The sequence below is a fragment of the Actinomadura vinacea genome (assembly GCF_039532545.1).
Lineage (GTDB): Bacteria > Actinomycetota > Actinomycetes > Streptosporangiales > Streptosporangiaceae > Spirillospora > Spirillospora vinacea.
The window spans coordinates 692,395-710,862 of the sequence record NZ_BAAARW010000012.1; the positions used below are offsets into that span (position 1 = coordinate 692,395).

13 protein-coding genes are annotated in these 18,468 nt (G+C 72.9%); 5 read left to right on the forward strand and 8 right to left on the reverse strand.

Going from position 1 to position 18,468, the window contains the following annotated elements; all coding sequences use genetic code 11:
- Window positions 1–3: 3 nt before the first annotated feature.
- The 3 genes from ABD340_RS18535 to ABD340_RS18545 are packed head-to-tail and all read right to left on the reverse strand — an operon-like array spanning window position 4 to window position 4,129.
- Window positions 4–1,350 (reverse strand): lipopolysaccharide biosynthesis protein, encoded by a 1,347-nt coding sequence (locus ABD340_RS18535; RefSeq protein WP_344590229.1) that lies wholly within the window; start codon window positions 1,348–1,350, stop codon window positions 4–6.
- Window positions 1,347–2,963, reverse strand: a complete 1,617-nt coding sequence (locus ABD340_RS18540) for a hypothetical protein (protein WP_344590230.1) — start codon at window positions 2,961–2,963, stop codon at window positions 1,347–1,349. Before ABD340_RS18540 ends, ABD340_RS18535 begins: the two co-directional genes overlap by 4 nt.
- Window positions 2,960–4,129: a glycosyltransferase family 4 protein gene (locus ABD340_RS18545; RefSeq protein WP_344590231.1), complete on the reverse strand. Its 1,170-nt coding sequence runs from the start codon at window positions 4,127–4,129 to the stop codon at window positions 2,960–2,962. Before ABD340_RS18545 ends, ABD340_RS18540 begins: the two co-directional genes overlap by 4 nt.
- 171 nt (window positions 4,130–4,300) lie before the next feature.
- Here ABD340_RS18545 and ABD340_RS18550 point away from each other — a divergent pair, with 171 nt between their 5' ends.
- Window positions 4,301–5,458 carry a DUF1972 domain-containing protein gene (locus ABD340_RS18550; RefSeq protein WP_344590232.1) on the forward strand — a complete coding sequence of 386 codons (1,158 nt, stop codon included), beginning with the start codon at window positions 4,301–4,303 and terminating at the stop codon, window positions 5,456–5,458.
- Window positions 5,459–5,687: 229 nt separating this feature from the next.
- On the opposite strand, the gene ABD340_RS18555 is transcribed toward ABD340_RS18550, so the two are convergent.
- Window positions 5,688–7,316, reverse strand: coding sequence for a PQQ-binding-like beta-propeller repeat protein (locus ABD340_RS18555; protein WP_344590233.1), 1,629 nt, complete (start codon window positions 7,314–7,316; stop codon window positions 5,688–5,690).
- Between the two features lie 240 nt (window positions 7,317–7,556).
- Complete coding sequence (locus ABD340_RS18560; protein WP_344590234.1) at window positions 7,557–10,796, reverse strand: LamG-like jellyroll fold domain-containing protein; 3,240 nt, start codon at window positions 10,794–10,796, stop codon at window positions 7,557–7,559.
- A gap of 218 nt (window positions 10,797–11,014) precedes the next feature.
- Between ABD340_RS18560 and ABD340_RS18565 the strand changes: the two genes are divergently transcribed.
- From ABD340_RS18565 to rfbC, 4 genes are read left to right on the forward strand one after another with little or no spacing between them, the layout of a single operon-like run.
- A complete protein-coding gene (locus ABD340_RS18565; RefSeq protein WP_344590235.1) occupies window positions 11,015–11,605 on the forward strand; it encodes a hypothetical protein in 591 nt (196 codons plus the stop codon).
- Window positions 11,606–11,659: 54 nt separating this feature from the next.
- Window positions 11,660–13,474, forward strand: coding sequence for a right-handed parallel beta-helix repeat-containing protein (locus tag ABD340_RS18570; protein WP_344590236.1), 1,815 nt, complete (start codon window positions 11,660–11,662; stop codon window positions 13,472–13,474).
- Between the two features lie 49 nt (window positions 13,475–13,523).
- Complete coding sequence (locus tag ABD340_RS18575; RefSeq protein WP_344590237.1) at window positions 13,524–14,858, forward strand: O-antigen ligase family protein; 1,335 nt, start codon at window positions 13,524–13,526, stop codon at window positions 14,856–14,858.
- Between the two features lie 5 nt (window positions 14,859–14,863).
- On the forward strand, window positions 14,864–15,448 hold the full coding sequence (gene rfbC, locus ABD340_RS18580; RefSeq protein ID WP_344590238.1) for a dTDP-4-dehydrorhamnose 3,5-epimerase: 585 nt from the start codon (window positions 14,864–14,866) through the stop codon (window positions 15,446–15,448).
- Here rfbC and rfbD read toward each other — a convergent pair.
- Genes rfbD through ABD340_RS18595 form a run of 3 tightly spaced genes read right to left on the reverse strand, consistent with a single transcriptional unit; the run spans window position 15,433 to window position 18,340 of the window.
- Window positions 15,433–16,299 carry a dTDP-4-dehydrorhamnose reductase gene (rfbD, locus tag ABD340_RS18585; RefSeq protein ID WP_344590239.1) on the reverse strand — a complete coding sequence of 289 codons (867 nt, stop codon included), beginning with the start codon at window positions 16,297–16,299 and terminating at the stop codon, window positions 15,433–15,435. The genes rfbC and rfbD overlap by 16 nt on opposite strands.
- Window positions 16,296–17,276 carry a dTDP-glucose 4,6-dehydratase gene (gene rfbB, locus ABD340_RS18590; protein ID WP_344590240.1) on the reverse strand — a complete coding sequence of 327 codons (981 nt, stop codon included), beginning with the start codon at window positions 17,274–17,276 and terminating at the stop codon, window positions 16,296–16,298. The genes rfbD and rfbB overlap by 4 nt, the downstream gene beginning before the upstream one ends.
- Window positions 17,273–18,340 (reverse strand): glucose-1-phosphate thymidylyltransferase, encoded by a 1,068-nt coding sequence (locus ABD340_RS18595; RefSeq protein WP_344590241.1) that lies wholly within the window; start codon window positions 18,338–18,340, stop codon window positions 17,273–17,275. The genes rfbB and ABD340_RS18595 overlap by 4 nt, the downstream gene beginning before the upstream one ends.
- Window positions 18,341–18,468: the final 128 nt, after the last annotated feature.

Genomic DNA, 18,468 nt, shown 5'->3' on the forward strand with positions numbered 1-18,468 from the left:
CCGTCACGGCCTCCCGGCCATGCCCCGTCCCGAGGACTCCGGCACGGCCGCCGCCACCGCCGGCGCGGCCCGCGAGCTCGTCCGCGGGGTCGGCTGATCGGGGGCGGGGTCGCCGCGGCGCAGCATCCGCCACAGCAGCGCCGCCGAGACGAGGCCGCCGGCCCCAAGGCAGTACGGGGCGAGCGCCGCGTTCCCCTCGTCCAGGGCCAGCAGGACCGTCAGGACGACCAGCCCGGTGAGGGCCTCGGCGCCCCGGATGGCGAAGACCGTGCGGGACCGCTTCCGCGCGGTGGCCAGGCTCGCCAGCGGCAGCGTGCAGGCGAAGCAGACCGCGTAGAGGCCCCACCCTGCCAGCGCGGTCCCGTCCACCGCGAAGGTACCGCCGGTGACCACCGGGCCCAGCGGGCCCGCCAGCAGGACGCCCGCGACGCTCATCACCAGCGCGATGCCCGCCATCAGGACGCAGGCGCGCAGCGCCTGCACGGCCCGCATCGGACGGCCCTCCCGCTCGGCCTTGGCGAAGTCGCCCAGCAGGAACCAGCCGGCGCCGTTCACGAACGTCAGGGCCGGGGCCAGCAGCAGCCGAGCCGCCTCGATCCCGGCCAGCGCGGCGGTCGAGGCGAACCCGGCGATCAAGATCCGGGCGACCAGCAGCGCGCTCGGCCGGATCGCGGCCTGGACGGAACGCCACCACGCGAACCCCATGATCTCCCGCAGCGCGGTGCCGCGCGGCGGGGCGGACGCGAACTCCTCCTCCGGCAGCCGCAGCGCCGCCAGCATGATCGAGCAGGCGCAGCCCGCGCACATCGCGGCCAGCAGCAGCTCCAGCGAGGCGTCCGCGCCCAGCGCCAGCGCGCCGCCCAGGGTCGCGAACGTGCCCAGCAGGTAGCAGCAGTCGTTGGCGGCCAGCCGCCAGAACTCCATCCGCGCCGTGAAGATCCGCCGCAGCGTCTCGTTCAGCAGCCAGGCCGCCACCAGCACCGCGAACAGCGCGATCCCGGCGGGCCCGGCCAGGCCCAGCGCGACCGCCACCACCGCGCCGGCCAGGGCGCCCGCGACGACCGTCCCGGCCACCGACAGCAGCAGCGCGCCGCGCACCCGCGGCTCGAACCGGTCGTAGACGGTGAGGGTGTCGCCGACGAAGCTGGTCTGCACCGCGGTGATCATCACCAGCACGGCGACGAGCAGCGCGTACCCGCCGTAGCCGTGCGCGCCCAGCTCCCGCGCGGCCAGCGCCTGCACCACCAGGCTGCCGCCTGCCGTGACGAACTGGACGGTCACCGCCCCGCCCGCCGACGAAAGCAGCTTTCCCAGCTTGCGTCCGAAACGGCCGGAGGGGCCGGGACTCACCTGTCGTAGCGCGACAGGGGCGACGCGCCGTTCTTGCTGTTCTTGCCCTTCTCGGCTTCCTTGCTCACGTCCTTGAGGATGGACGCGGCGTCCTTGCCCTTGGAAATGATGCCGTCCTCGACGGTACGGGTCGGGTCGCCGCCCTCGCCCCACAGCTCGACCGGCACGTCCGAGGACGGCCGGTCCTGCTCGGGCACCGCGCCCTTGGCGTGCGAGCCGCCCTTGGCGCGCGGGCTCTTCGAGCGCGGCGGGGCGCCGTTGCCGGCGACCGGGTGCCCGGACGAGCCGTTGCCCGACGGGCGGGCTGACGACCGGGGCGGGCCGCCCGCCCTGGAACCGTTGGCGGGCCGGGAGCCGTTGCCCTCGGGGCCGCCGAGCAGGGTCTCGGCGCGGTCGAGCAGCGACTCGGTGGACGCCGGAGACTGTGCCGGAGACGGCGCGGGGGACGGCGCGGGGGACGGCGCGGGGGACGGCGCCGGGGGCGCGGGCGCCATCGGCGCCGGCGGGGGCCCGGCGGTGCCGTGGGTGTCCTCGGGCGCCCAGCCCCGTCCGGAGTCGGGCGGCAGGTCGCGCCCGGCGCGGCGGGTGCCGCGGCCGCCGCCGGACCGGGGCCGTCCGCCCGGGGTCTCGGCGGCCCTGGAGCGGCGCGGCGCGCTCGCCGGGCGGGGCAGCTCGGCGCGGGCGACCGGCGGCTCCATCTCGGCGCGGAGATCGCCGTCGCCCTGCGGGCCCGGCGGCAGCTCGCCGAACCCGCCACCGCCGCCGCCGGGAGGCAGGCCGGGACCGCCGCCGCCGGCCGGCATGGGCGCCGTCCCCGGGACGAAGCGGCGCCGGGCCGGGGTCGCGGCACGCAGGAACGACACCACGCACGCCAGCATCAGCCCGATTGCGGCGCCGATCGCGGCGTTGCGCGGCAGCTGGCTGGGCGAGGCGGCGGACGGGTCGGCGGTGTCGACGAACTGCACGCCGTCGTTGGCGTTGGCGCGGGCCGACACCACCCCGGCCTCCTGCGACTGGAGCTTGGCCAGGTTGCTGGTCAGCAACCGCTGGTTGCGGCTGCCGGCCTGGGCCAGCTCCAGCTGGTCGTTGATCTTCTTCTGCGCGGCCTGCAGGTTGGCCAGCTGCTTGTCCAGCCGGTCGGTGTTGGTGCTGACCGTGACCTCCTGGTAGGCCTGCACCACCGCGTTGGCCGCCATCGCCGCCTCGCGCATGTCGGCGCCGGAGGCGGTCACGATCACCACGCCTCCGTCGGGCTTGCTGGAGGTCTGCACGCGGCCGCGCAGCGCCTCCCCCGACATCGCCGTGCCGCCCTTCTCCTTGACGATGGCGGCGGCGCGGGCCAGCACCGGGGTGGACCCGGCGAACGCGGCCCGCTGCGCGGTGTAGGTGGCGTAGCCCTGCCCGGACACCACGCCCATGCGCAGCACGTTGTTGTTGTTGGTCGGGTCGGTGACGGCGAACCTGGCGGTCGCCGACACGCTGCCGAGCAGCATCTGGGTGGCACCGGCCGCGACCACGACGCTGACCAGCACGATGATGAGCGACATCAGCCGGAAGCGCCAGACGGCCTCGACGAGGCTGATCTCCGGTGTGGCGGGGGTCTGTGCTGTCATCGGGTGATCGAAGTCCTAACGGGGGCGGCAGCGGGGTCGGTGAGCGCGCGGACTGCCTCTCGCAGCTCCCGGTGGTAGCGGTCCTTGCCGAACCGCCGGGCCGCGTCCGCGCGGGCGCGCTTGGCCATGGCCAGGGCGCCGTCCCAGTCGTCCAGCAGACGGGCGAGGCCGTCTGCCAGCGCGGCGGGGTCGTCGGGCGCGACCAGCACGCCGTTCTCCCCGTCGGTGACGATCTCGGTCAGTCCCTGGGTGGCCGCGGCGACCACCGGCCGGCCGGCCAGCATCGCCTCCACCGCGACGTTACCGAACGGTTCGACCCGAGATGGCACGATCGCGACGTCCGCTTCGGCGAAGGAGTCCCACACCGCGGAACGGAACCCGGCCAGCACCACGTTCCCGTCGCGCAGCGCGTCGCCGGCCAGCTCGCGCAGTTCCTGCTCGAACCACTCGTAGCCTGGGAAGACGTCGCCGACCAGGGTGAGCGTCACGTCGTACCCGCGCTCGCGCAGCAGCCCGGCCGCGCGCACCGCGAGGTCGGAGCCCTTGCGCGGGGACAGCCGTCCGACCAGCGCGATCCGCACCGGCCCGGTCAGCACGGCGCGCGGCTCGGTGACCTCGGAGGGCTCGTCGACGCCGTTGTAGACGATCTGGCTCCGGCGTCCGGCCCCGCCCAGCGCGGCGGCGCTGGCGCGGCTGTTGACCACGACGGAACGTGCCAGCCGCAGCGGCGCGCTCAGCGCCGCCCGGACCGGCCCGGGCACGCCGTCCTCGGCCTCGTGCACGTGGCACAGCGCCGGGACGCGGGCGAGCCGGGCCGCCACCAGCCACAGCGGGATGGTGACGGTGTTCACATACAGCGCCTCGGCCTTCGTCCGGCGCAGCAGCCGCCGGGCGGCCGGAAGGGCGCGCAAGGCCGCCGCCGTCAGCCTCACCAGGCCGAACGGCGACATGTACGCTTTGCGCAGCACCGGCACCGGCAGGATCTCGATCTCGGCCCCCGCCTCCCGCAGTGCCTGCGAGAGCGGGCCGTCGGCGGGCAGCGTCACCACCACCCGCCGGGCCGGCACCAGGGCCCGGACCGACTCCACCAGCATCCGGTCGGAGCCGTAGAGATCGGGCGAGGGGTGCGCAAGCACCACCACTGAGCTCGGGTCTCGATCGCCCAACTTCCCCCTCCTTCTGGTAATCCAGTCACCCTGGATACCAGTTTCGCGCCATGCTCAGATTAACTCTGCTTTACCGTCAAGACGCCTGACACCGGCATCCGTTAGCGGCGCCGGCGAAAAAAGACCGAATGGTATGCGAAGAGGAGGCGGAGGGTCACGGTGCGCATCGCCATGATTGGGACTCGCGGGGTACCGGCGCGCTACGGCGGATTCGAGACCGCGGTCGAAGAGATCGGCCGGCGGCTGGTGGACGCCGGGCACGAGGTCACCGTCTACTGCCGGGGGGAACGGCACCCCGAGCGCGAGTATCTGGGAATGCGGCTGGTGCACCTGCCCGCGGTCCGGAGCAAGGTCGCCGAGACGCTGAGCCACACGGGGCTGTCGGTCGCGCACGCCGCCTGGCGCCGCGTCACCCGGCGCGGCCCGGACGTGGCGCTGGTGTTCAACGCGGCGAACTCGCCGCTGCTGCCGGTGCTGCGGACGATGCGTGTCCCGGTGGCCACGCACGTCGACGGCCTGGAGTGGAAGCGGACCAAGTGGAGCGGCACGGGCCGCGGCTACTACCGCAAGGCCGAGAGCCTGGCGGTGCGCTGGTCGGACGCGCTGATCGCCGACGCGCGCGGCATCCAGGACTACTACACCGAGCGGTTCGGCGCCGACTCGGTCTTCATCGCCTACGGCGCGCCGATCCTGGCGGAGACCGACACCGCCAAGCTGGCCGAGGCGGGCTACCGGCCCGGCGAGTACCACCTGGTCGTGGCGCGGTTCGAGCCGGAGAACCACGTCCATCTCGCGGTCGAGGGCTACCGGCGCAGCGCGGCCGTCCGACCGCTGGTCGTGGTGGGCTCGGCGCCGTACGCCGACGAGTACACCAAGCGCGTGCAGGACCTGGCGGGCGACGACCCGCGGATCCGGTTCCTCGGCGGCGTGTGGGACCAGGACCTGCTCGACGCCCTGTACGCGGGCGCGCTGACGTACCTGCACGGCCACTCGGTCGGCGGCACCAACCCCTCGCTGCTGCGCGCGATGGGCGCGGGCGCGTCGGTGGTCGCCTACGACGTCAACTTCAACCGCGAGGTGCTGGGCGAGGAGGCGGGCCGCTTCTTCGGCGACGCCGAGTCGCTGGCGCACGAGGTCGAGGTGGCCGAGGCCGACCCGGGCGCCGCCGCCGACCGCGGCCAGGCGGCCCGCAAGCGCGCGGCCGAGCACTACGTCTGGGACGACGTCGCCGTCGCCTACGAGCGCCTCTGCGAGGACCTCCGGGCCCGCAGGCTCACCCGCAGAACCGTCCGCCCGAAGCGGCGTCGCGGAAGCCGGGGCGACGACTGACCGCGCACCGGGGCCTGGCCACATCCGGCCACCGGCCCCGGACCCGAGCGCCAAACGCCCCCGGCGATGAACTCGCCGGGGGCGCCTTTGTGTCTGGCCCACCAACCGCTCCCCGGCCGCTTGTCCACTGTCCGGCCCGGAGCGGAGCGCCAGCGGAGCGGAGGAGGCGTTTTCCTCCGTCCCGGGGGGTGTGGGGGGTCGCCCCCCACAATGAAACGCCCCTCCACAATTACACAGAGTTGGACGCCGCGCTGGTCACCGCGATGCCGAAGGGGTCCTTCACGCGGATCCGGTAGGTGTGCTTGCCCGCGGGCGCGGAGGTGTCGGTGAACGTCGCGGTCGGCATCGTCCAGAAGTTGGAGTCGCGCTTGACCGTCCCGATCGGGGTGGTGCCGTTGTCCCGCAGAACCTCGTAGGTCAGGTTCTTGTTGTCCATGTCCCAGGTGGTCTTCCAGGAGACGGTCGTCTGCTTGGAGACCGCGTTCCTGACGGCCTTGGGCGTGCCGAGTTCGGCCTTGAGGGGGCCGGACTTGTTCGGCGCGCTGGCCTTCACCGCGAACCGCACCAGGCCCTGCTGGTTGACGCCGTTGACCCGGGGGAACTCGCCGCCCATCGCGACGTACTGCGAGGTGCCGGTGACGGCCCAGGCGGCCTGGTACTGCTTGGTGAACGAGCCCATCGCCAGGGTCGGGAACCAGTGCAGCAGGCTCGGGACCGGCTGGTTGCGGTAGTTGCTGTTGGAGCCGGGAGGGGCCTTGTCCTCGCCCGTGGCGTAGCTGGTCTCGGCCAGCGCCCGGTGCCAGGTCGTCGGCTCCGTCTCGGGGAACGCGCCCAGCGAGGAGCAGTCGTGGGCGTGCGAGACGCTGTAGACCGACTGGCCCTGGACGTAGACGCCGTAGCTGGCGCCGTAGCAGTTGTCCAGCCAGACCAGCTCGCCGGTCGCGGCCTTGGCGGTGAACCGCCCGTCGAACCAGTGGTGGCCCTCGCCGTTGGCGGTGCCGTAGACGTTCTCACCGGAGACGAACAGGTCGGTCACGTAGGAGAACCGCTCGCCCTGGCGGGTGGGGATCGGGCGGCTGCTCCAGGGGAGCATCGCGCCGGTGGAGCCGTTGACGGCGCCGATGCCGACCTTGGCGGTGCCGTTCAGCTTCTGGAACTTGCCGCCGATCAGGACCCGGGAGCCGCTGATCGCCATCGCCATGACCTCGTCGTCGTCGGCGGTCGGGCGCCACTCGCTGAGCGCGCCGTCGGCCGCTTTGACCGAGGCCAGCCGGGTCCGCGACTTGCCGTTGACGTTGAAGAAGTTGCCGCCGAAGAAGACCCAGTTGTTGGTCGCGGCGATCGCCCGCACCTTGTTGGACACCTTGGGCTTGAACGCGGTGACCAGCTTGCCGGTGGCGGTGTCGAACGCGGCGAGGCGGCTGTGGTCCTGCCCGTCGACCTTGGTGAACTCGCCGCCGACGTAGACGCGCTTGCCGTCGGGCGAGCGGGCGATGCGCAGCCCCTGCCCGTTCAGCGAGTGGTTGAACGAGGTGATGAGGTTCCCGGTCCTGATGTCGAAGGCCAGGATGTTGTTCCGGGCGACCTCCTTCGCGCTGCCGGCGGCGGTGCCCGGCGGGCGCGCCTTGGTGAAGTTGCCGGTCGCGTACACGGTGTTGCCCACCGTGGTCATGCTCCACACGACGCCGTTGACCTGCCAGGTCGGCAGCGCGTCGGCGCTCACGGTCGGCGGCGTCCCCTGCGGCGGCGCGGTGTCGGCGCCGGCGGGTGACACGGAAGCGCCGATGAGTGCGGCGGACGCGGTCACGGCCAGCAGGCCGTTACGCCCGGTCCGGCGCGGAAGCACTAGAGCTCTCACGAATCGGTTCCCCTGATCAGAAGCCCCCTGTGACCACGACGGTCACACTGGCCCCGAGATACTAATGCCTCGCCCCATACCGTCTGCGGGCACCTTATGAAATCGTGACCGGTACCGGAAACGCCGGACTCCGTTGTTCTAGGTCAGCGCGCTTTTCCCCGGAGCACGAAAAGAAAACGCCCCGGGGATGACAACCCCGGGGCGCCTTCGCGCGTCGCAGTCCCCTGATGGGGACGCCCGTCAGTCCTCGATCCGGGTGGCCCGGAAATCGTCCACCGTGATCACGGACGGCGCGTTGGTGGCATTGCCCGCGAGATAGGCGCGCAGCCCGACGCTGCCCGCCGCCTGCATTCCGGCGGTGTCGTCGGTGCCGGTGAGCTGCCAGGCCGGCTCGGCGGCGCCGTCCGCCCACACCTTGGCCCGCAGGGTCGTCGGCGAGGTGCCGGTGGCCTGCATGCGCAGCCGCAGCGCCTGGCCGGGCGCGTAGGTCAGGCCGGCCACGTTCTGCTCGGCGACGACGGCGGTCTCGGCCTGGGCGGCGTCGGTGCGGCTGATCCAGAGCGAGACCGCGCCGGAGGGCCGCAGCCGGATCCTGGCCCGGTACTCCCCTGCTCCGGTGACGCGGCGTCCGAGCGTCCAGAAGTAGACGCCGTTGCCGGTGCCCTCCTTGTCGGTGGAGACCTTGACGGAGACGTCGGCGCCCGTCGTGCCGACGCCGTTGAGGTATCCGCCGCCGCTGCTGGCCGGAGCGGCGAGCTGGACGCGTCCGGCGCCGCCGGAGACCGACAGCGCTCCCGCGGTGCCGAGCCCGCTCCAGGCCCCGCCGGTGTCGGCCGTGCCGAAGCCGGAGGCCACGGTCCGGTCGAACGCGTCGGAGGCGAGGGTCTGCGAGGTGACCGTGACCGTGCGGGCGGCCTCGCCGGTGGCGCCGTCGTCGTCGGTGACGGTCAGCTTCACCGTGTACTCGCCCGCGGCGTCGTAGGTGTGCGCGGGAGTGGCGCCGGTGCCGGCCCGGCCGTCGCCGAAGTCCCAGGCGTAACTCGCGACCGAGCCGTCGGTGTCGGCGGACCCGGACGCGTCGAACGTGCACGCCTCCTGGTCGCAGGACGAGGTGAACGCGGCCGTGGGCGGCTTGTTAGGCGTGACCGTGCCCGCGCCCACGCCGTGGTGCTCGGTCACCTCGGCCGCGCTGAGCGCGCGCGGGTAGACCGCCACCTCGTCCAGGGTGCCGTTGAGGTAGTCGCTGGTCGGCTTGCTCGGCCAGCCGCCGATGCTGTCGCCGCCCACCCGCCAGTAGCCGGTGTGGCCGTTGGCGCTCTTGACGCTCGCGTCGGCGGCGACCTGCCGCCCGTCCACGTACAGCTTCATGCCGCCGGCGGAGTCGAGGGTGCCGGTGACGTGGTGCCACTGCCCGTTGTTGAGGCCCGTCCCGCTCTGGATCGTCTTGGACGCGCCCGGGTAGACGCCGAAGACGATCCGGCCGTCGTTGGTCATGTAGAGCTGGCGGTCGTAGACGTTGCTGGCCCCGCTGTTGCGGTTGCCGTAGCCGATGAGCTTGCCGCCGGTCGTGCTGGTCGTCTTCACCCACGCCTCGACGCTGAAGTCGCCGGGGGTCGGGGCGGCGCCGCTGGACGCCGTGCCGTTGGTGGTGCCGTTGAACCGCACCGCCTTGTCGGCGTCCCCGGCGATGGCTCCGGCCTGCCCGCGGGTGACGCCCGACGCCGGCGTGAGGTCGTTGGCGCCGGCGTGGTCGTAGGCGGGGCCGCTGCCCTCGCCCAGGCGCCAGTACGCGTCCGCGCCGTCCCCGGCGATGAGGCCGTCGTAGGCTCCGGACGTACCCGCGCCCGGCGAGGCGGAGTTGGACGCGGCGCTGGTCACGGCGTTGCCGAAGGCGTCCTTGGCGCGGACCCGGTAGGTGTGCGAGCTGCCCGCCTCCGCCGTCGTGTCGAACAGCGCGACCGTCGGCTGGTTCCAGAACGTCGACGCCTTGCGAGTGGACGCGACGGGCGTGGTGCCGCCGTCCCGGAGCAGCTCGTAGGTGAGGTTCTCGTTGTCCATGTCCCACGTGGTCCTCGCGGTCACGCGGACCTTGCCGCCCGGGACGGGCTGCGCCGACGGCGTGCCCAGGTCGGGCTGCTGCGGCCCCTCCTTGTCGGGGGCCTTGTCCTTGACCGCGAACCGCACCAGCCCCTGCTGCGGCGTGCCGTTCACCCGCGGGAACTCGCCGCCCATGGCGACGTAGTCGGAGTTGCCGGTGACGGCCCAGGCGGCCTGGTTCTGCCCGGTGAACGTGCCCATCGCCAGTGTCGGGAACCAGTGCAGCAGGCTCGGGACCGGCTGCCCGCTATAGTTGCTGCCCGCCCCCGGGGGCGCCTTGTCGGTACCGGTCGGGTAGGACGTCTCGGCGAGCGCCCGGTGCCAGGTCTGCGGGTCGGTCTCGGGGAACGCGCCGAGCGAGGAGCAGTCGTGGGCGTGCGAGACGCTGTAGACCGACTGGCCCTGTGCGAACATCCCGTAGCTGGCGCCGTAGCAGTTGTCCAGCCACACCAGGTCGCCCGTCTGGGCCTTGGCCGCGAAACGGCCGTCGAACCAGTGCCATCCCTCGCCGTTGGCCGAGGCGTAGACGGTGTCGCCGGAGACGAACAGGTCGGTGACGTAGGAGAACTTGTCGCCCTGGCGGGTGGGGATCGGCCGGCTGCTCCAGGGCGCCAGCGCGCCGGTCGTGGCGTCGATCGCGCCGATGCCGACCTTGGCGGTGGCGTTGAGCTGCTGGAACCGTCCGCCGACCAGCACCCGGGACCCGCCCGGCGCCAGCGCCATCGCGAACACCTCGTCGTCGTCGGCGGTCGGCCGCCAGTCGACGTTGCCGCCGTCGGAGGCCCGCACGGCCGCGAGCCGGGTACGGCCGCTGCCGTTGACATTGAAGAAGTTCCCGCCGAAGTAGACCGTCGAGTCGGTCGCGGCGATGGCCCGCACCTTGTTGGACACCGTCGGGGCGAAGCCGGCGACCAGCGCGCCGGTGGCGGTGTCGAACGCGGCGAGGCGGCTGCGCGGCTGCCCGTCCACCTGCGTGAACTCGCCGCCGACGTAGACCCGCCGGCCGTCGGGCGAGGCGACGATCCGCAGCCCCTGCCCGTTCAAGGAGTGGTCGAAGGACTCGACCAGGTCGCCGGTGGTGACGTCGAAGGCCAGGATGTTCTGCCGGTCGACCTCCTGCGCGCTGCCCGCGGCGGTGCCCGGCGGGCGCGCCTTGGTGAAGTTCCCGGTCGCGTACACGGTGTTCCCGACCGTGGCCATGCTCCACACGACGCCGTTCACCTGCCAGGTCGGCAGCGGGTCCGCGCTCACCGTCGGCGGCGTGCCCGCCGGCGGCGCGGTGTCGGCCGCGGCCGTTCCCGCGGGCGCCCCCGGCACGCCCAGCAGCGCCGCGCAGACGGCGGTGACGGCCGCGACGGCGGCCCGCCGGACGGGTGTGCGCACGTGGCATAGGCGCGCTGCGAGAACTCTCACCGGTTCGATTACCCCCAGTACAACGTCCCCGTGCAATTAGTCAGAAGACAAAGAAGACGCGATTAACAGGACGAAGGGAAGATTAACCGAGGCCATGTCTAAACTGGTTGGCCACTACCGGCGCGCCCCGGTCCCCCCGCCGTCGAGGCCGCCGGCTCCCTCAGAACCATGATCGAGGAGATATCCGCATGTCCCAATCGGGATCGCGCCCGTTCACCAATCCGCGCTCGGCGGGCCGGGGAGCGGCGCTCGCGCTGGCGTTCGCGCTGGCCCTGACGGGCTGCTCGGGCGACAAGAAGGAGGCGTCGGGGCCCAAGCCGCCGCCGCCCAGCGAGCAGCCGGAGGCGGAGGCCACCAGCGCGCCGGGCGCCCAGGCGTTCAGCAGCATGACGGGGCTGCGCAAGCCGGTCACCTACAACGACAAGATCAGCGTCGCGATCACCGACATCAAGTACGTGAAGAACAAGGCGAAGGGGCCGGGCGAGATGACCGGCAAGACCCTCACCATCTTCACGCTGCGCTTCACCAACGGGTCCGGGCAGCCGCTCGACCTCAACAAGGTGCGGGTGCTGGCCCAGTACGGCAAGTCCCGCGCCCAGGCCAGCCCCACCTCCTACGCCGACCTCAACGACTTCTACGGGACGGTCGCGGCGGGCAAGCAGCGCACCGCCTCCTACGCTTTCGACCTGCCCACGGCCGGGTTCGGGACGGTCGTGCTCAACGTGGCCTTCAGCGACAAGCACAAGACGGCCGTCTTCGCGGGCTCCCTCAAGCAATAGTGGACGTACCGGCACTTCGGGTATAGCGGGCACTTCGGGGATAGGGGGCGCCGTATGCCGTCATCGACGTCGCGTTGGGCGCAGGTCGCCATGTTCGGGGCGCTGCCGGCGCTCGTCGCCGCGGGCCTGCTGGCCTGGCAGCTGCCGGGGGCCGAGGACGCGCCGCCCTCGCCCGCGCGGGCGACCGGCCCGCCCGGGGCGGTCACGGTGGGCGCCAGCGCGTACAAGGTCCCGGCCAACGCGGTCGTGGTCTCCCCCTCCGGCGACGACACGGCCCAGGGCACGGCCAAGAAGCCGCTGCGCACGGTGGCCGAGGCCATCAGGAAGGCGCGCGCCGGCGGGACGGTCGTGCTGCGGGCGGGGACGTACCACGAGTCGGTCACCGTCCCGGAGAGCAAGCGGCTCACCATCCAGGCCCACCCCGGCGAGGCGGTCTGGTTCGACGGCAGCTCTCCGGTCGACGGGTGGGCGTCCCGGGACGGGGTCTGGGTGAAGGAGGGCTGGGCGGCCAAGTTCGACTCCAGCCCGACCTACACCTCCGGGGCCCGCGTGAACAGCGACAAGGACTTCCAGTTCGTCGACCCGGCCTACCCGATGGCCGCCCACCCCGACCAGGTGTGGGTCGACAACACCGCGCAGCGCCAGGTCGCCTCGCGCGACCAGGTGAAGGACGGCACCTTCTACGTCGACGAAGGCGCCCGCAGGCTCTACCTCGGCACCGACCCGCGCGGCCGGAACGTGCGCGCCAGCACCCTGGGCGATGCCATCACGCTGCGCGCCGGCGGGTCGACGCTGCGCGGCATCGGGGTCCGCCGCTACGCCACCTCGCTGCCCGGCCTCGGCAGCGTGAAGGTCGTCGGCGCCGACGCGACCCTGGAGAACGTGGCCGTCACCGACTCGGCCACCACCGGGCTCAGCGTGCTCGGCCCGCGCGCCACGATCCGGCGGTTCACCGCCACCCGCAACGGCATGCTCGGCATCCACGCCAACCACGCCGACAAGCTGCGGATCGAGCTGGTGCGCGCGCACCGCAACAACCTCGAACGGTTCAAGTCCGCGCCGGTGTCGGGCGGCATCAAGATCACCCGGTCCCGGACGGTCGAGGTCAGCGACAGCGTGCTCGCCGACAACCTCGGCAAGGGCGTCTGGCTGGACGAGTCCGTGCACGACGCCACCGTCACCGGCAACCGGATCGTCCGCAACACCGGGCACGGGATCGTGCTGGAACTGAGCGCCAAGGCGGTCGTGGCGGGCAACGTCGTCCGCGGCAACGGCGGCGACGGGGTGCGCGTCAACGACACCGCCGACGTCGCGATCTGGAACAACACGCTGGCCGGAAACGGCCGCACCGTCCACCTCGTCCAGGACCTGCGCCGCCCGGACCGTCCCGGCACGCCCGGCCGGGACCCCCGCCGGCCGTTCCCCGACCCGGGCATGACCTGGCGGCTCGGGCAGATCACGGTGGGCAACAACGTGCTGGCCGACGCCCGCGGCGACGCGCCGTGCCTGCTGTGCGTGGAGGACCACTCCCCCCAACGGTCGGCGGGCGGGCGGGGGATCGTCGCGAACGGCAACGTCTACGTCCGCCCGGACGCCGGGTCGCCGCGCCGCCTGATCACCTGGTCGCGCGGCGCGGGCGCCCCGGCCGCCTTCACGGGGCTGGCCGCGTTCCGGTCCACGACGGGCCAGGAGCAGCGCGGCCTGGCCTACGACGCCGGGAACGCGGCCACGGCCGACGGCGCGCTGGACGGCTCGGTCGCCGGAGCGGCCGCCGCGAACGCGCTGCCGCTGCCCGCCGAGGTCGCCGGAAAGCTCGACCGGCCCGCCGGCACGCGGCACATGGGCGCCTGGAACCTGCGCGCCGACTAGGGCGTGCCGCCCGTATTCTGAGTCCGCTCGTGACCGCCAGGAGGCGCCCATGACCACCACGGGCCCGTTCCCGCGCCCGACCCTCCTCCCGGGCCGGCACCGTCGCCAGGCCGTGCCGACCTCGGGGTGGTGGGCCGTCATGCTGCCGCTGGCGCTCATGCTGGCCAGCGACTACAAGCTGCGCAACCGCGAGGCGGACCAGGCGGTCGGCGGCAGCGCCGACCTGACCGTGCTGGTGGAGATCGCCGTGTACGGCTTCGCGGCGCTCTACCTCTACTACCGGTTCGGGCTGCGGCCCCCGTCCCGGCCCACGACCGGGCTGCTGCTGGCGGCCTGGGGGTTCGCCGTGTACTGGGCGATGTCGGCGCTGTGGTCGCCGTTCATGTCGCTCGGCATCGTCCGCGGCGTGCAGCTGCTCATCACCATGTGCGTGGCGTACACGATCGCCACCCGGGCCGAAGCACGCGACCTGCACCGGTTCGCGCACGCCTTCATCGCGCTCGTGCTGGCGTCGGTCGCGATCGGGGTCGCTCACCCCTTCCCCCGCACCTCGCGCACCGAGGACCGCTTCAACTGGCTGTTCGTCCACCCGGTCACGGCGGGCGTCTACCTGGCGGTGGCGATCCTCCTCACGGTCGGCTACCTGCTCCGCTGGGAGAATCCGCGGCACCGGCTCTGGCATCCCCTCGCCTATCTGGCCGCGCTGGCCGTCCTGGCGGGCGCCCTGGTGGCCACCGGCACGCGCGGCGCGGCGGCCGGGTGCGCGGTGGGCCTGCTGGTGCTGCTGGCCACCTCGCGCGGCCCCAAGGGCCGGGTGGACGTCGCCGTGCTGGGCGTCGCCGTCGCGACCGTCGCGACGCTGGCGTTCTCCGACAAGATCATGGCCTTTGTCGCGCGCGGCGAGACCGCGGAGAAGCTGGCCTCCCTCAACTCCCGCACCGAGCTGTGGACGCTGGCGATGCAGGCCTACCGGGAGCAGCCCATCTTCGGGCACGGGCTGGGCGCGTCCCGGGGGCTCTTCCTGGACGACATCGGCCTGGGCGGCGGGCACAACGCGTTCATCAACGCCATGGTCGACAACGGCACCGTCGGCCTCGCGATCTTCGTCGTGCTGCTGTTCACGATCGGCTTCGTGGGCCTGCTGCTGGTCCGCAACCGGACCCTGCGCACCGACGCGGGCATGCTTCTGGGCATCCTGGTGTTCTTCCTGGTGAACAGCATCACCACCGAATACCTGGCGGCGCCCGCCAACGTCTCGGGAATCTGGCTGATGGTCCTCATCGCGTGGACGGAGGTGCTGCGCCGCCAGGGCGGCGACCCGATCGAGCCCGCCACGCCCGCCGTCACCGCGACCGCCGCCGAACACGGAGAGGCCCTAGGCTAGCGCCCGTGGACCCCCTGACCATCGAAGGCGCCTACGTCTTCACCCCGCGCGTGCACGGTGACGGCCGAGGATCCTTCCACGAGTGGTTCCGGCAGGACCTCCTGGAACGGACCGGGCACACCTTCGACCTCGCGCAGGCGAACTGCTCGGTCTCGGCCAGAGGGGCGCTGCGCGGCGTCCACTTCGCCGACCTGCCGCCCGGCCAGGCCAAGTACGTCACGTGCGTGCGCGGCGCGATCCTGGACGTCGCCGTCGACATCCGGACCGGCTCCCCCACGTTCGGGCAGCACCAGTCCGTGCGGCTGGACGCCGAAAACCGGAGCTGCGTCTACCTCGCCGAGGGCCTCGGACACGCGTTCATGGCGCTCACCGACGACACGATGGTCGTCTACCTGTGCTCGGCCCCCTACACGCCGGAACGCGAGCACGGCGTGCACCCCCTGGATCCGGAGCTGGGCATCGCGTGGCCGGAAGAGGTCGAGCCGGTCCTGTCCGCCAAGGACGCCGCCGCGCCCTCGTTCGCCGAGGCCCAGAAGTCGGGACTGCTGCCCGACTACCGGGAGTGCCTCGACTTCTACCGCCGCTCCTGAGCCCCGACCGGAGCGGGCCCGGCCAGCTCCGGCCAGGCGGCGTGCAGCGCGTCCCGCCAGTCGCGCATCGGCGGCAGGCCGGCCCGCGCCCAGCCGTCGTGGCCCAGCACGCTGAACGCCGGACGCGGCGCGGGACGGGGGAACTCGGCGCTGGTGACCGGCCGGACCCGGTCCGGATCCAGGCCGAGCAGCGCGAAGATCTCACGGGTCAGCCCGTACCAGGTCGTCCGGCCCGAGCCGGTCCCGTGGTAGACGCCGGGCGGGGCGCCCGAGGCCGCCAGGGCGACGATCCGGTCGGCCAGGTCGCCGGCCCAGGTGGGCTGGCCGACCTGGTCGTCGACGACGCCCACCGTGTCCCGCTCGGCGGCCAGCCGCACCATCGTCTTGACGAAGTTGGGGCCGTGCGCCCCGTACAGCCAGGCCGTCCGGACGATGTACGCGCCCGCCTCCGCCGCCGCCCGCTCGCCCGCCAGCTTGGTACGACCGTAGGCGTTCACCGGGGCCGTCGGGGCGTCCTCGGCGTACGGGCGGTCGGCGCGCCCGTCGAAGACGTAGTCGGTGGAGATCTGCACGAGCGTGGCGCCCGCCTCGGCGCACGCCCCGGCCAGCGCCGCCACGGCCGTGCCGTTGACGGCCAGCGCCGCGTCCTCGGCGGACTCGGCGTCGTCGACGGCCGTCCAGGCGGCGCAGTTGACGACCGTCGACGGGCGGTGCCGCAGCACCGCCGCGCGCACCGCGGCCGCGTCGCGCAGGTCCAGGTCGGCGCGGGTCAGCGCGACGGCGTCCCCGCCCAGCCGCGCTACCAGATCGGTGCCGAGCATCCCCCCGGCACCGGTGACAAGCCAGGTCATCGCGCGTCCTCGACCCTCTTCTTGAGCGGCTCCCACCAGTCGCGGTTGTCCTCGTACCAGCGGATCGTCTCCGCCAGGCCGTCCTCGAACCCGACCCGCGGGGCGTAGCCGAGCGCGCGCAGCTTGGCGTCGTCGAGGGAGTAGCGGCGGTCGTGGCCCTTGCGGTCGGGCACGCGTTCCACCATGTCCCAGCCCGCTCCGAACGCGTCCAGCAGACGCTCCGTCAGCTGGAGGTTGGTCAGCTCCTCGGTGCCCGCGATGTGGTAAACCCCGCCCGGTTCGCCCGCCTCGGCCACCAGCTGGATGCCGCGGCAGTGGTCGGCCACGTGGATCCAGTCGCGGACGTTGCCGCCGTCGCCGTACAGCGGCACCGCGCGGCCGTCCATCAGGTTGGTGGCGAACAGCGGGACGACCTTCTCCGGGTACTGGTACGGCCCGTAGTTGTTGCCGCAGCGGGTGATGCTGACCGGCAGGCCGTGCGTGCGCGCGTACGCGCGGGCGATCATGTCACCGCCCGCCTTGGCCGCCGAGTACGGCGAGTTGGGCGCCAGCGGCGCCGACTCGTCCCACGAACCCGCGTCGATGCTGCCGTACACCTCGTCGGTGGACACCTGCACGACGCGGGGCGTCCCGGCATCGAGGCAGGCCCGCATCAGCGCCTGCACGCCCTGCACGTTGGTGCGCACGAACTCCCCGGCGCTGGCGATCGACCGGTCCACGTGCGACTCCGCCGCGAAGTTGATCACCACGTCGTGGCCGGGCACCAGGTGCGCGAGCAGCTCGTCGTTGCAGATGTCGCCGTGCACGAAGCCGACATCGCCCTCGACCGGCTCCAGATTGGCCAGATTGCCCGCGTAGGTCAGCCTGTCCAGCACGGTGACCTCCGCGCCCGCCCAGGCCGGGTACGCGCCCGACACCAGCTCCCGCACGTAGTGCGACCCGATGAAACCGGCACCGCCGGTGACCAGGACCCTCATTTGCTGATCTGCACTTTGCTGTGGTCCCCCAGAACGAGACGGTGCGCCTTGGGAGCGCGGGGCGCCGGCGTCACCTCGACCTCCCGGCCGATCAGCGAACGCTCGATCCGGCCGACCCCGTCGATGGACGCGCCGCGCAGCACGATCGAGTACTCGATCTCGCTGTCGATCACCGAGCAGTCCCGGTCGATCGAGGTGAACGGGCCCACGTAGGAGTCGCGGACCACCGAGCCCGCCCCCACGATCACCGGCCCGACCAGCCGCGACCCCGACACCGACGCGCCCGGCTCCACCACGACCCGGCCGATCAGCTCGCTCGCCTCGTCCACGCTCCCCTCCACAGTAGGTTCGACGCTTTCCAGGACGAGCCGGTTGACCTCCAGCATGTCGGTCACGTTCCCGGTGTCCTTCCAGTAACCGGAGATCATGGTCGACTCCACCCGCCGGCCCGAGTCGATCAGCCCCTGCACCGCGTCGGTGATCTCCAGCTCGTTCCGCCAGGACGGCTTGAGCCCCGCCACCACCCCGTGCACGTCCGGGCCGAACAGGTACACCCCGACCAGCGCCAGATCGCTCTTGGGACGCTCCGGCTTCTCCTCCAGGCCGATCACCCGGCCCGAGCCGTCCAGCTCGGCCACCCCGAACGCGCGCGGATCCGACACCCGGGTCAGCATGATCTGCGCCGCCGGACGCTCCCGCCGGAACCGCTCCACCAGGTCGCTGATGCCGCCGACGATGAAGTTGTCGCCCAGGTACATGACGAAGTCCTCGTCACCGAGGAAGTCACGGGCGATCAGCACCGCGTGCGCCAGCCCGAGCGGAGCCTCCTGCGGCAGGTAGGTCACCTCGAGCCCGAACTCCGAGCCGTCCCCGACGGCCCCCCGGATCTCCGCGGCGGTGTCGCCGACGACGATGCCGACCTCGCGGATCCCGGCGTCCCGGATCGACTCCAGGCCGTAGAACAGCACCGGCTTGTTGGCCACCGGCACCAGCTGCTTGGCCGAGGTGTGCGTGATCGGCCGCAGCCGGGACCCCGCACCGCCCGCCAGCACCAGCGCCTTCACAGGACGTCCCGGCCGCTGCGGGAGGGAACGGACGGATTCAACGCAGCTCCAAAGGATGCGGGGGGAGGATGGGGATGCCGGGAACACCGGCCGCCCATCGACAGTACCGGCAGTCGAGGCCGCCCTGA

What these genes read in the sequence shown, in the direction of transcription:
- ABD340_RS18540 (WP_344590230.1), bottom strand. Translation starts at nt 2,963, where the DNA reads ATGACAGCACAGACCCCCGCCACACCGGAGATCAGCCTCGTCGAGGCC.
- ABD340_RS18550 (WP_344590232.1), top strand. Translation starts at nt 4,301, where the DNA reads ATGATTGGGACTCGCGGGGTACCGGCGCGCTACGGCGGATTCGAGACC.
- ABD340_RS18565 (WP_344590235.1), top strand. Translation starts at nt 11,015, where the DNA reads ATGTCCCAATCGGGATCGCGCCCGTTCACCAATCCGCGCTCGGCGGGC.
- ABD340_RS18570 (WP_344590236.1), top strand. Translation starts at nt 11,660, where the DNA reads ATGCCGTCATCGACGTCGCGTTGGGCGCAGGTCGCCATGTTCGGGGCG.
- ABD340_RS18575 (WP_344590237.1), top strand. Translation starts at nt 13,524, where the DNA reads ATGACCACCACGGGCCCGTTCCCGCGCCCGACCCTCCTCCCGGGCCGG.
- rfbD (WP_344590239.1), bottom strand. Translation starts at nt 16,299, where the DNA reads ATGACCTGGCTTGTCACCGGTGCCGGGGGGATGCTCGGCACCGATCTG.
- rfbB (WP_344590240.1), bottom strand. Translation starts at nt 17,276, where the DNA reads ATGAGGGTCCTGGTCACCGGCGGTGCCGGTTTCATCGGGTCGCACTAC.